The sequence below is a fragment of the Vibrio rumoiensis genome (assembly GCF_002218045.2).
Taxonomy (GTDB): domain Bacteria; phylum Pseudomonadota; class Gammaproteobacteria; order Enterobacterales; family Vibrionaceae; genus Vibrio; species Vibrio rumoiensis.
Window position 1 is genome coordinate 2,095,247 of record NZ_AP018685.1, and the last position, 12,675, is coordinate 2,107,921.

The 12,675-nt window shown below is 41.5% G+C and carries 14 protein-coding genes; 1 reads left to right on the forward strand and 13 read right to left on the reverse strand.

The window, feature by feature from the left end:
- Positions 1 to 328 precede the first annotated feature (328 nt).
- From iscX to trmJ, 9 genes are all read right to left on the reverse strand, one after another.
- Positions 329 to 526, reverse strand: coding sequence for a Fe-S cluster assembly protein IscX (iscX, locus tag VRUMOI_RS09615; protein WP_089139446.1), 198 nt, complete (start codon positions 524 to 526; stop codon positions 329 to 331).
- Between the two features lie 31 nt (positions 527 to 557).
- Positions 558 to 896, reverse strand: a complete 339-nt coding sequence (gene fdx / locus VRUMOI_RS09620; RefSeq protein ID WP_089139445.1) for an ISC system 2Fe-2S type ferredoxin — start codon at positions 894 to 896, stop codon at positions 558 to 560.
- Between the two features lie 95 nt (positions 897 to 991).
- A complete protein-coding gene (gene hscA, locus VRUMOI_RS09625) occupies positions 992 to 2,842 on the reverse strand; it encodes a Fe-S protein assembly chaperone HscA (protein ID WP_089139444.1) in 1,851 nt (616 codons plus the stop codon).
- 63 nt (positions 2,843 to 2,905) lie between these two features.
- Entirely contained in the window at positions 2,906 to 3,421 is a 516-nt protein-coding gene (gene hscB / locus VRUMOI_RS09630; RefSeq protein ID WP_089139443.1) for a co-chaperone HscB, read from the reverse strand.
- A gap of 116 nt (positions 3,422 to 3,537) precedes the next feature.
- Entirely contained in the window at positions 3,538 to 3,861 is a 324-nt protein-coding gene (iscA, locus tag VRUMOI_RS09635) for an iron-sulfur cluster assembly protein IscA (protein ID WP_089139442.1), read from the reverse strand.
- 94 nt (positions 3,862 to 3,955) lie between these two features.
- The gene (gene iscU / locus VRUMOI_RS09640) at positions 3,956 to 4,339 is read right to left on the reverse strand and encodes a Fe-S cluster assembly scaffold IscU (protein WP_017024463.1); all 384 of its coding nucleotides are present in this window, start codon (positions 4,337 to 4,339) and stop codon (positions 3,956 to 3,958) included.
- A gap of 33 nt (positions 4,340 to 4,372) precedes the next feature.
- Positions 4,373 to 5,587 (reverse strand): IscS subfamily cysteine desulfurase, encoded by a 1,215-nt coding sequence (locus VRUMOI_RS09645; RefSeq protein ID WP_089139441.1) that lies wholly within the window; start codon positions 5,585 to 5,587, stop codon positions 4,373 to 4,375.
- 34 nt (positions 5,588 to 5,621) lie between these two features.
- Positions 5,622 to 6,146, reverse strand: coding sequence for a Fe-S cluster assembly transcriptional regulator IscR (iscR, locus tag VRUMOI_RS09650; protein ID WP_089139468.1), 525 nt, complete (start codon positions 6,144 to 6,146; stop codon positions 5,622 to 5,624).
- Between the two features lie 101 nt (positions 6,147 to 6,247).
- Entirely contained in the window at positions 6,248 to 6,979 is a 732-nt protein-coding gene (gene trmJ, locus VRUMOI_RS09655; RefSeq protein WP_089139467.1) for a tRNA (cytosine(32)/uridine(32)-2'-O)-methyltransferase TrmJ, read from the reverse strand.
- A 176-nt stretch (positions 6,980 to 7,155) separates the two neighbouring features.
- On the opposite strand from trmJ, the gene suhB reads away from it, so the two are divergent.
- Positions 7,156 to 7,959, forward strand: a complete 804-nt coding sequence (gene suhB, locus VRUMOI_RS09660) for an inositol-1-monophosphatase (RefSeq protein WP_089139440.1) — start codon at positions 7,156 to 7,158, stop codon at positions 7,957 to 7,959.
- Between the two features lie 211 nt (positions 7,960 to 8,170).
- Here the strand turns inward: suhB and secF are convergent, their stop codons facing one another.
- The 4 genes from secF to tgt form a co-directional block, all read right to left on the reverse strand.
- Positions 8,171 to 9,121, reverse strand: coding sequence for a protein translocase subunit SecF (gene secF / locus VRUMOI_RS09665; RefSeq protein WP_089139439.1), 951 nt, complete (start codon positions 9,119 to 9,121; stop codon positions 8,171 to 8,173).
- Positions 9,122 to 9,130: 9 nt separating this feature from the next.
- On the reverse strand, positions 9,131 to 10,981 hold the full coding sequence (gene secD, locus VRUMOI_RS09670; protein WP_089139438.1) for a protein translocase subunit SecD: 1,851 nt from the start codon (positions 10,979 to 10,981) through the stop codon (positions 9,131 to 9,133).
- A gap of 39 nt (positions 10,982 to 11,020) precedes the next feature.
- Positions 11,021 to 11,353, reverse strand: a complete 333-nt coding sequence (gene yajC / locus VRUMOI_RS09675) for a preprotein translocase subunit YajC (protein WP_089139437.1) — start codon at positions 11,351 to 11,353, stop codon at positions 11,021 to 11,023.
- A gap of 103 nt (positions 11,354 to 11,456) precedes the next feature.
- Complete coding sequence (tgt, locus tag VRUMOI_RS09680) at positions 11,457 to 12,608, reverse strand: tRNA guanosine(34) transglycosylase Tgt (RefSeq protein ID WP_089139436.1); 1,152 nt, start codon at positions 12,606 to 12,608, stop codon at positions 11,457 to 11,459.
- Positions 12,609 to 12,675: the final 67 nt, after the last annotated feature.

Consider the following 12,675-nt stretch of genomic DNA (forward strand, 5'->3'; position numbering starts at 1 on the left):
ATGTCAGGTATATCAAACTTATCCTGAAGACAAATAGGCTGTCATTATTTGAAAAGGTAGCGGGTGATAAAATACAAAGCAGAGCTTTATAAGAGCCACGTCTATAAAACCTTAATGCAAAGCTAAGCTATATCATAATGACTATCATCACAAGTACCATGATAACCATAGCAACTTGTGACTCTCACCTGCATTTATAATAGCTTTTAGCCTTGTTTGACGTTACGTCGCTCAGATAAGCAAAAAGCCCCCGAAGAGGCTTTGTTGTGCTACAAAAGTCTAACCATTGATTATGATGAAACAAATGAGCAATCGACTTTATTTAAACTTAAATTTCATCAAGCCAGCAAAGCAAAATTGCTTCTAAGATTTTTTCATTTGAACGATTCGGTTCATCATCAAAATCATCAAGCTCTGTAATCCACTGGTGCATATCTGTAAAACGTACAGTTTGCGGATCAAGATCGGGAAATTTATCAGCCAATTCAATGGCTATCTCTTGAGAATCCGTCCATTTTAATCCCATGCGCGACTCCTTGCTTATTGGTTAGATGTGATTAATGATTTTCCGATGCTAAATTGATGGTATAGCGAGGGATTTCAACCACGAGATCTTGATCTGCCACTTTCGCCTGGCAGCCTAAGCGAGACTCTGGCTCTAACCCCCACGCTTTATCTAACATATCATCTTCTAATTCTTCACTTTCTTCTAATGAATCAAAGCCTTCACGAATCACGATATGACAAGTTGTACACGCACACGATTTCTCACAAGCATGCTCAATACCAATGCCATTTTTCAATGCTACATCTAATACTGACTCGCCTGTTTGTGCTTCTAATACCGCACCTTCAGGGCATAAATCTTCGTGAGGTAATACTATAATTTTAGGCATAATCCATCCTACTTCAACAGAGTCATTACAAGTACGCTTTACTCATAATATATTGTTTATGCAACAGACTAAGAAATCAACTTAGTCTATTTCCATTAGATATTGTCGACTGATTGTCCAGCTAGAGCCGCACGAATTGATACATCCATTCGACGCGATGCAAACTCTTGGCTTGCTTTGTCTGTGTCTTTAATTCCTTGCTCAATCGCATCAGCATCTTCGCCATTACGTAATTCGATCAAGGTTCTTACTGAATCTTCTAGCGCTAAGTATTCTTCTTTACTTAGTAGCTCTTCACCATTTTCTTGTAATGCGACCAGCAACCCTTCAATCACTCGGTCTGCTTCAACCTTCTGCTCTGCTAGAGCTCGAGCTTGCATATCTTCTTTAGCATGCGTCATTGACGATCTCAGCATGTCGGCAATTTCAGTATCACTTAAGCCATAAGAAGGTTTAACCTGAATATCGGCTTGTACACCTGTGCTTTTCTCCATTGCGGTAACAGAAAGTAGCCCATCAGCATCGACTTGATAAGTCACTCGAATATGCGCAGCACCCGCCTTCATTGGTGGAATACCATTTAGAGTAAAGCGTGCCAATGAACGACAATCATCAATCATTTCACGTTCACCTTGAGCGACATGAACCAGCATGGCAGTTTGACCATCTTTAAAGGTGGTGAATTCTTGAGCACGAGCGACTGGAATCGTGGTATTACGTGGGATGATTTTTTCAACTAATCCCCCCATGGTTTCAATACCAAGAGAAAGTGGGATTACATCCAATAACAACATGTCGGAATCAGGTTTATTGCCGACTAAGATATCCGCTTGAATACCAGCACCAATTGCCACGACTTCATCTGGGTTAATGCTAGTTAGCGGTGTTCGACCAAAAAACTCTCCGACCATAGTGCGTACTAATGGGGTGCGCGTTGAACCACCGACCATAACCACTTCACTCACATCGTCAGCGCTCACTTCAGCATCTTTTAGTGCTCGGCGGCAGGACATTAGTGTTTTTTTAATTAATGGCTGAATAAGGTCATTAAATTGCTCACGAGTTAATGTGATAGTTTGACCAAGCACTTCAACGCCGACTTGTTGATTATCGGATAAACCAATTTTGGCTTGAGTTGCCGCATCTAATAAAACTCGGTGCTGCTCGGCACTTAATTTATCAAGCTTGCCTACTTGCTGCTTAAAATAATCCAATAAAAGATCATCAAAATCATCGCCACCTAATGCAGAATCACCACCGGTCGCCAACACTTCAAAGACACCTTTTGATAGGCGAAGCAATGAAATATCAAACGTACCACCACCGAGATCATAAACGGCAATTACACCTTCTTGGCCAGAATCTAAACCATAAGCGATTGCAGCAGCGGTTGGTTCATTCAATAAACGAAGTACCTTAAGACCTGCAAGTTCCGCCGCATCTTTGGTACCTGCTCGCTGAGCATCATCGAAATAAGCAGGTACGGTGATCACTACCCCCTCAAGTTCATACCCAAGCGTACTTTCTGCACGTTGTGCCAAACTTTTAAGGATTTCGCTTGATACCTGAATGGGGTTAACTAGCCCTGTCGGGACTTGAATAAGTGGTAAACCATTATCGCTCGCTTGAAATTGATAAGGGAGATCGGCATAACGAGTTTTAACATCATCAAGTGAACGACCAATTAAGCGTTTTACTGAGCTAATCGTATTATGAGGATCTTGTTGAGCCCGTTGTTTTGCTTGCTCACCAACTAAGATACCGTCAGAAGAGTAGTGAACGATAGAAGGCAGAATCGCTTTTTGATTTTCATCAACCAGAGGTGTACATGTGCCACTTCTTACTGCGGCAACAAGAGAGTTCGTAGTACCTAAATCAATCCCTACGGCGAATTTATGCTCATGTGGTGCGGCACTTTGACCGGGTTCTGCAATTTGAAGTAGCATATTCGGAACTATCCTTTCTATATAGTCTTATCGATATTAGCTTGAGAGCTCGTTCTAGAAACGTTAACCAAGCAACTTATCTTCAAGTTGCTCAATTTCATATCTTAATTTATTCACAAACTTGAGTTTTCTAACGCTATCCGCAGCAGTATCCCACTGATGATTCTCAAGTTGAGATTTTAATTGTGTTAACTGCTGTTGATACATCTTTTGCACTTTGCTATCGAAATCAATTAGAGCGTTTTCTGGCTCATTCGATTGTGCAATGGTTTCAATTTCTTCTCGCAGCTCCATCTGTTCCATCAAGAACATAGGATCACTCATTGTTTGCTGTTCTGCACGAATATCCACACCTTGGAGAGCAAGAATATATTCTGCTCGTAAAATAGGGGATTTTAACGTTTGGTAGGCATCGTTTATTTCAGCAGCTTTTTGCACTGACATCAAACGATCACGCTCAGAAGCGGAAGCAAACTTATCAGGATGAAAACGACGTTGAAGGTCACGAAACGTTTCAGACAAGGAATTATTATCCAACTCAAACTGGTTAGGTAAGCCAAATAACTCAAAATGATTCATAGTAATAACTCAGCCTAATAATACGAGCCAATAACGTCATCGTCATGATTCGTCACCGACGTCTTAAAATGGCAATGGCACCCTAATTAGAGTGCCATCGTTCCTAACATAAAGGATTATACGTTGAAGCTTTCACCACAGCCACATTCACCTTTCACATTAGGGTTATTAAATTGAAAGCCTTCATTTAGCCCTTCTTTGACGAAATCGAGTTCCGTTCCATCTAGGTAAACCAAGCTTTTAGGATCAATAATAACTTTCACCCCATCATGCTCAAAGGTTTGATCTTCTTCATTGAGTTGGTCAACGAACTCCAGAACATATGCCATACCAGAACACCCAGTCGTCCTTACACCTAAACGAAGACCTATGCCCTTGCCTCGGTTTTCCAAGAATGTTCTTACGCGATTTGCTGCCGCGTCTGTCATGGTGATGGCCATACTGCAACCTTGTGTATATCAATAAATGGGGTTAAAAATAAAAAAGATGCCTAAGTAAAATGGGAGAAGGCTTCTCCTTCCCCCAATTTTAATATTATTGCTGGTGTTTCTTTTTATAATCAGACACTGCTGCTTTAATTGCATCCTCTGCAAGAATTGAACAGTGAACTTTTACCGGTGGTAACGCCAATTCTTCTGCGATTTCAGAGTTTTTAATTGAAGCCGCTTCGTCTAAACTTTTGCCTTTTACCCATTCCGTTACGAGTGAGCTTGAAGCAATGGCTGAACCACAGCCGTAAGTTTTAAATTTCGCATCTTCGATAATGCCTTCTGGCGATACTTTAATTTGTAGTTTCATTACGTCACCACAAGCAGGAGCACCAACCATACCACTACCGATAGAAGGATCTTCTTTATCAAAAGAACCAACGTTACGTGGGTTCTCATAATGTTCAATTACTTTTTCGCTATACGCCATAATGTTTACCTCGAATCCTCTACTTCCTTGAGATTAGTGATGTGCCCACTCAACGGTGTTCAAATCAATCCCTTCTTTGTACATGTCCCATAGTGGTGACATATCACGGAGTTTGTCTACTGCTACTCGAATTTGTTTAACGGCATAGTCAATTTCTTCTTCAGTGGTAAAACGACCAAAAGAAAAACGAACTGAGCTGTGAGCTAATTCATCATCTAGCCCTAATGCACGTAGTACATATGAAGGCTCAAGGCTAGCAGAGGTACAAGCAGAACCCGAAGATACTGCAAGATCTTTTAATGCCATTAATAATGACTCACCTTCAACAAATGCAAAGCTTACATTCAAGTTATTTGGTAGGCGCTGGTCAAGATCGCCATTAATGGTGACCGCTTCCATATCTTTGATGCCGTCCAATAAGCGATTACGCAATGCTAGTGCATGATCGTAATCTTTTTGCATGTCTTGTTTGGCAACGGCAAACGCTTCACCCATACCAACGATTTGGTGAGTTGCTAAAGTACCAGAGCGGAAACCACGTTCATGACCACCACCGTGCATTTGAGCTTCTAAACGAATACGCGGTTTACGGCGAACATAAAGAGCACCGATACCTTTAGGGCCATAAATTTTATGTGCCGACAAAGAAATCAAATCAACTTTTAATGCTTGAGTATCAATAGGTAATTTACCTGCTGATTGTGCTGCATCTACATGAAAGATGGTTTTGTTAGCACGGCATAGCTCACCAATCGCGGCGATATCTTGAATAACACCGATCTCATTGTTGACATGCATAATAGATACTAAAACGGTATCTTCGCGTAACGCCGCTTTAAATTTTTCTAAATCAATTAAACCGTTACTTTCTGGCTCAAGATAAGTGACTTCATACCCTTCGCGCTCTAATTGGCGACATGGGTCAAGCACCGCTTTATGTTCGGTTTTACAGGTGATGATATGCTTACCTTGCTTACCATAAAAGTGGGCTGCACCTTTAATGGCAAGGTTATCTGATTCTGTTGCACCAGATGTAAATACAATTTCACGTGGGTCAGCATTTAAGATGTCTGCAATTTGCTCACGAGCATGATCAACCGCTTCCTCTGCCTGCCAGCCAAATCGGTGAGAGCGAGAAGCTGGATTACCAAAGGTGCCATCCATCGTCATAAATTGAACCATTTTTTCAGCTACACGCTGATCAACAGGACATGTCGCTGAATAGTCAAAATAAATAGGCAGTTTCATTCTTTACTCCAATGTGAAAACTTGTTGCTCAGCTTTAAGAGCGAGCATTCATACCAACAGTGTCCGCTTTATCATTCTTATCTGAAGCGTAATTGTTATTACCAAAGCTGTTATTCACTATTAGTTCAATATTTTGGCGCTCGGAAATATCAAGAACTTCACTGTTAATCATCAGTTCTCCAAGCGTAATTCCATCCAAGAACTCACTGATGCGAGCACTCAAATCATGCCATAAAGTATGCGTTAAGCAGCGTACGCCACCTTGACAATCGCCTTTACCTTGACATTTTGTTGCATCAACTGATTCATCGACAGCCGCAATTACAGTACCAACTGCAATTTCGTTCGCTTCAATACCTAGACGGTAACCACCACCTGGGCCACGTACGCTCGCCACCAAACCAGCTTTACGTAATCGAGAGAAAAGTTGTTCCAAGTAAGATAATGAAATCCCTTGGCGTTCCGAAATATCTGCTAGCGGCACAGGTCCTTGATTTGAATGTAAAGCCACATCCAACATTGCCGTTACCGCATATCTTCCTTTTGATGTAAGTCTCATATTGCCCGTACCCACAGTAAGTTTGTGGAGACTATGATTCCATACCATAGTAAATTGGTCAAGTATTTATTTGACCAATTTAGTCAAGTATTCATAACCACTTATTTTTCATCAGGAATTGATTTTTCGATAGAGGTTAGAATACCTCTTAACATGTTTAACTCTTGAACTTCAGGACGAGCGCGGCTAAATAAGCGGCGTAATTTATTCATCACTAAATTCGGTTTATCTTTAGAGATAAACTGGGTCTTCAAGATGGTATTTTCAAGGTGTTGATAAAATAATTCTAATTCTTTGTGCCTTGGGTATTCTTCTTCGACAGGCTCTGGATATTGACCGGCCTGTTTGTTCAACCAAGCCATTCGGATTTCATAACTTAACGTTTGTACCGCCATCGCTAGATTAAGCGAGCTATATTCAGGGTTTGCAGGAATGCAGACGTGATAATGACACTTTTGCAGCTCTTCGTTCGTTAGCCCGGTTCTTTCACGACCAAACACTAAAGCGACTTTGCCTTTTTCCGCTTCTTGAATAAATTTTTCACCACACTCTCGAGGCTCAAGCATTGGCCATTCAAGTGTACGAGAACGCGCACTTGAGCCTACAACTAATGCACAGTCCGAAACCGCTTCATCTAAAGTTTCTACAATGAGTGCGTTTTCGGCCACATCTCCGGCACCTGAGGCCAAAGAAAGAGTTTGCTCATCAACTCGACATTGCGGTGAAACTAAAACTAACTCAGTTAGCCCCATCACCTTCATCGCTCTCGCCGCTGAACCTATATTCCCAGAATGTGAGGTACCAACTAAAATTACTTTTACATTGTCTAGCATTGCAGTCTTCGTCATAGTGAAAAATTGCGTTCATAATATCATACTCCTAGTTAAATAAATGCCACCTTAATAGAGACTCATTACGACTGAACAAAAAATAGACGCTTTCTATTTAAATAAACTCTGGTATACTGCACGCCGCTTTTTCGTTCTTTAACATCCGTTGGGAAAATTATATGCATCCTATGCTAAATATCGCTATTCGTGCTGCACGAATGGCTGGCAACCATATTGCAAAATCATTAGAAAATACTGACAAGATTGAATCTACTCAAAAAGGTCAGAACGACTTTGTCACAAATGTCGACAGAGAAGCAGAACAACTGATTATCGATACCATTAAGAAGTCTTACCCTGATCACTGCATCGTTGGTGAAGAAGGTGGTTCTATTCAAGGTAAAGATACTGATGTTCAATGGATCATTGACCCACTGGATGGCACGAATAACTTTGTAAAAGGTTTCCCTCACTTTTCAGTTTCAATTGCTGTGCGTATGCGCGGTAAAACAGAAGTTGCTTGTGTTTACGATCCAATTCGTAATGAGCTATTTACCGCTCAACGTGGTTCTGGCGCACAATTAAACAATGCTCGTCTACGTATTAACCCAATTAAAGATTTAAATGGTGCCATTCTTGCGACTGGTTTCCCATTTAAACAAAAGCAACACGCTGAAAGCTTCGTAAAAATCGTGGGCGGTCTATTCACTGAATGTTCTGATTTCCGTCGTACAGGCTCTGCAGCGCTTGATTTATGCTACTTAGCATCAGGCCGTGTTGATGGTTTCTTTGAACTTGGTTTGAAACCTTGGGATATTGCTGCAGGTGAGCTTATTGCTCGTGAAGCTGGTGCTATCTTGACTGACTTCTCTGGAAACACAAACTACCTTACTTCTGGAAACTTAGTGGCTTCAAGTGCACGTGGTGTGAAGAGCATTTTAAAACACGTTCGTGAACATGCTAACGAAGGTATGTTGAAGTAATTCAGCCTTTCATCGAATAAAAAACGCCCGTTGAGTCTCAGCGGGCGTTTTTGTATCTGCGTTTCTCGTTTCTCGTTTCTCGTTTCTCGTTTCTCGTTTCTCGTTTCTCGTTTCTCGTTTCTCGTTTCTCGTTTCTCGTTTCTCGTTTCTCGAGCTAATAAAAAAGGCTTTGAGTCAAAAACTCAAAGCCTTTTTTTGATCGGGTACCAGATTAAGGAATCATAGACTCTTGGTCTGCACCTTCTTTCTCAACTTGTGTTGGCATCAAGTGCTCACGGGTTAAGCCTAGTTTCAATGCTAAGGCTGAAGCCACGTAAATTGACGAGTAAGTACCTACGGTAATACCAAGCAATAATGCTAATGCAAAACCGTGGATATTTGCACCACCTTGAGTGAACAAAGCAATAACTACAAACAAAGTCGTACCCGAAGTAATCAAAGTACGGCTCAATGTTTGTGTGATTGAATGGTTCATGATATCGCCAGGTAGACCATTACGCATTTTACGGAAGTTTTCACGAATACGGTCAAATACTACGATAGTATCATTGAGTGAATAACCCACTACCGTCAACAATGCTGCGACGATAGTTAAATCAATTTCAATTTGTAGCAGTGAGAATATACCGAGTGTAATGGTCACATCGTGTGCTAGTGCAAGTACCGCACCAGCAGACAAGCGCCACTCAAAACGTATCGATACATACATTAAGATACAAAGAAGCGAGATAAGAATCGCTAAACCACCCGCTTCGGCTAACTCATCGCCAACGTTAGGTCCAACGAACTCAATACGTTTAAGTGTAACCTGATCACCCGTACCTTGCTTTAATGACTCAAGTACTTGGTTACCAATCACTTCACCTTTTGCATCTTCGCGTGGGCGCATACGTACCATCACGTCACGAGCAGAACCAAAATTTTGTACTGTAGCATCGGCAAAGCCATCTTTAGCAAGAGCTTCACGCAATACAGGTAAGTTTGCCGGGTGCTCAAATGAGACCTCAATTAAAGTACCACCGGTAAAATCGAGTCCCCAGTTAAACCATTTGGTTGAAATAGTAAACAAAGATGCAGCGATCATTAAGCCAGAGAACACAAAGGCAAACTTAGACCAACGCATAAAGTCGATCGCTTTGTTAGCTTTCAATATTTGAAACATGACTCTTCCTTAGATCGACAATTTCTTGATATTACGCTTACCGCCATACATCAGGTTAACCACACAGCGTGTGCCGATAATAGCCGTAAACATAGACGTTAAAATACCGATAGACAGAGTAACGGCAAAGCCTTTAATCGCACCTGTACCCACAGCAAATAGAATAATTGCCGTGATAAGCGTGGTAATGTTTGCATCTGCAATGGTACTGAAGGCATTGGCATAACCTTGGTGAATCGCTTGTTGAGGACTACGTCCTTCTTTCAACTCTTCACGTATCCGCTCAAAGATAAGTACGTTAGCATCCACCGCCATACCGACCGTTAATACGATACCGGCAATACCCGGCAAGGTCATCGTCGCCCCTGGAATCAACGACATCACACCAATAATCAATACTAGGTTGGCCATTAATGCCATATTGGCAATCAAACCAAAACGACGGTAATAAATCAGAGTAAATAGCATTACCGCTACCATACCCCAAATACAAGCTTGAATACCTTTATCAATGTTTTGTTGCCCCATTGATGGACCAATGGTGCGCTCTTCTACAATTGAAATCGGCGCAATCAAAGCACCTGCACGTAGCAACAGTGCCAAGTTGTGTGCTTCTGCCGCTGAATCAATACCAGTAATACGGAAACTACGGCCTAACGCTGATTGAATGGTTGCTTGGTTAATCACTTCTTCGTGTTTAGCCAGAACCACATTTCCTTTCTCATTACGTTTGCCGCTGTCTTTGTATTCGGTAAAGACGGTCGCCATTAATTTACCAATGTTTTTTCTAGAGAAATCAGCCATTTTATTGCCGCCTTCACTATCAAGAGAAATATTGACTTGAGGGCGACCATATTCATCCGTACTAGAGCTTGCATCAGTAATGCTTGAACCACCAAGGATCACGCGCTTTTTAAGCACGGCTGGGCGGCCATCTTTATCAAACTTAACTTCGCTACCCGGTGGTACACGCCCTGCTGCCGCTGCTGCCAAATCGGCTTTATCATCGACTTCACGGAATTCAAGTGTTGCGGTCGCACCAAGAATTTCTTTTGCACGAGCGGTATCTTGAACACCAGGTAATTCAACTACAATGCGGCTAGCACCTTGGCGTTGAACAAGTGGCTCAGCAACCCCTAATTCATTAACACGGTTACGTAAAATAGTAATGTTCTGCTCAACAGCATAATTACGAATTTCAAGTAAGCGTGCTTCGTTAAACTTAGCAACTAACGTATTGTTTTTGCCTTCTGTAAACACCATATCGCGGTGCTTATCTGAAAGAATCGTTTTAGCTTGTTCAAGCTGTTCTTCATTACGTAAAACAACTTCAACCGCTTCTTTACCAGAAGGACGAATAGCACGGTAGCGAATACGCTCATCACGAAGATCACTACGGAAAGATTCTTCTTGTTGACCAATTAATTTTTCCATCGCAGCATCCATATCCACTTCCATTAAGAAGTGAACACCACCACGCAAATCAAGGCCAAGCTTCATAGGTGTAGCACCGATAGAGTCAAGCCAACTCGGTGTCGCAGGAGCAAGGTTTAACGCAACGATGTAATCTTTACCAATCGATTGGTTAATTAAGTCGCGAGCACTGATTTGAGTATCAGTATCTTTAAAACGAATGAGAACTGAACCGTTTTCTAATGCAACAGATTTGGTTTCAAGATCTTTTTCTTTTAATACGGTATTTATAGAATCCAGTGTAGACATGTCAACTGAGGCGCCTCGCGCCCCAGTGACTTGTACCGCAGGATCTTCACCGTAAATATTTGGAAGGGCATAAAGTGCACTGATTAAGATGACTGTAGCCACCATCAGATACTTCCACAACGGGTAACGGTTTAGCACAGCGGATATCCTTTAGCTTTTATAGCTAACTAACTATAATTAAAGAGATTTAAGCGTACCTTTAGGTAACACAGCCGTAACGAAATCTTTTTTGATTGTTACTTCATTATTTTCATTTAAAGCTAATAGGATGTAGTCATTATCGTCTGAAATTTTAACGATTTTACCTACAAGACCACCGCCCGTTAACACTTCATCACCTTTTGACATGGCTGCCATTAAATTTTTGTGCTCTTTTACTCGTTTCGCTTGAGGGCGATAAATCATGAAGTAAAAAATAACCGCAAACATACCAAGCATGATGAACATTTCCATGCCACCGCCAGCAGGGCCTGAACTTGCAGCGTGTGCTTCTGAAATAAATAAGCTCATTAAAACATTTCCTTTTTTCTGATTTTGATAATTTGATTATAAATTGGGGTGCTCTCTACTTTTTTCAAGGCAAAGAGCAGCTTAACCCATTAAAAATACGATGTTATTGTGATGAATCACTCATTCGTAGTTCTTTTTGTAGTGGTGGTACTTCTCGATCACGACGTGCATAAAACTCTTGCACGAATTCATCGAAACGATCTTCATCAATGGCTAAGCGAATACTTGCCATTAAACGTTGATAATAACGAAGATTATGGATGGTGTTTAAACGCGCACCTAAAATCTCATTACAACGATCAAGATGATGTAAGTATGATTTCGAGTAATTCTTACAAGTGTAACAATCACAATGTGGATCTAAAGCTGATGTATCGGTTTTATGTGACGCATTACGAATCTTAACTACGCCACCTGTGACAAACAGATGCCCGTTACGCGCATTTCGAGTTGGCATTACACAGTCGAACATATCAATCCCACGACGTACACCTTCAACTAAATCTTCCGGTTTGCCAACCCCCATTAAGTAACGAGGTTTGTCTTCCGGTAGTTGTGGGCAGGTATGTTCTAACATATGGTGCATGTCTTCTTTAGGCTCACCAACCGCTAATCCGCCGACAGCATAACCATCAAAGCCAATTTCAGTTAGCCCTTTAACCGAAACATCACGTAAATCACCGTATACACCACCTTGAACAATACCGAATAACGCATTTGGGTTTTCTAACTTACCGAAATGATCACGGCTACGTTGAGCCCAACGCAACGACATTTCCATCGATTTTCTTGCTTCTTCATGTGTCGCTGGGTATGGGGTACATTCGTCAAAAATCATCACGATGTCAGACCCGAGATCTTTTTGAATTTCCATCGACTTTTCAGCGTCCATAAAAATTCGATCGCCATTCACAGGATTACGAAAGTGCACACCTTCTTCGGTGATCTTACGCATTTTACCTAAGCTAAAAACTTGAAAACCGCCTGAGTCAGTTAAAATAGGGCCTTGCCAGTTCATAAAATCATGCAAGTCACCGTGCAATTTCATGACTTCTTGACCAGGACGAAGCCATAAGTGGAAAGTATTACCAAGCAAAATTTCTGCGCCAGTCTCTTTCACTTCTTCTGGTGTCATCCCCTTTACGGTACCGTAAGTGCCTACAGGCATGAATGCAGGCGTTTCAACAGACCCACGCTTAAAGGTTAAACGTCCCCGGCGAGCAACGCCGTCTTTTTTAATTAGTTCGTATTTCACGAAGCCTCCAAAATGTCGGATAAACAGTCCAACGAAAACCAAGTCTCGATAAAGTGAGTCTTGTTTA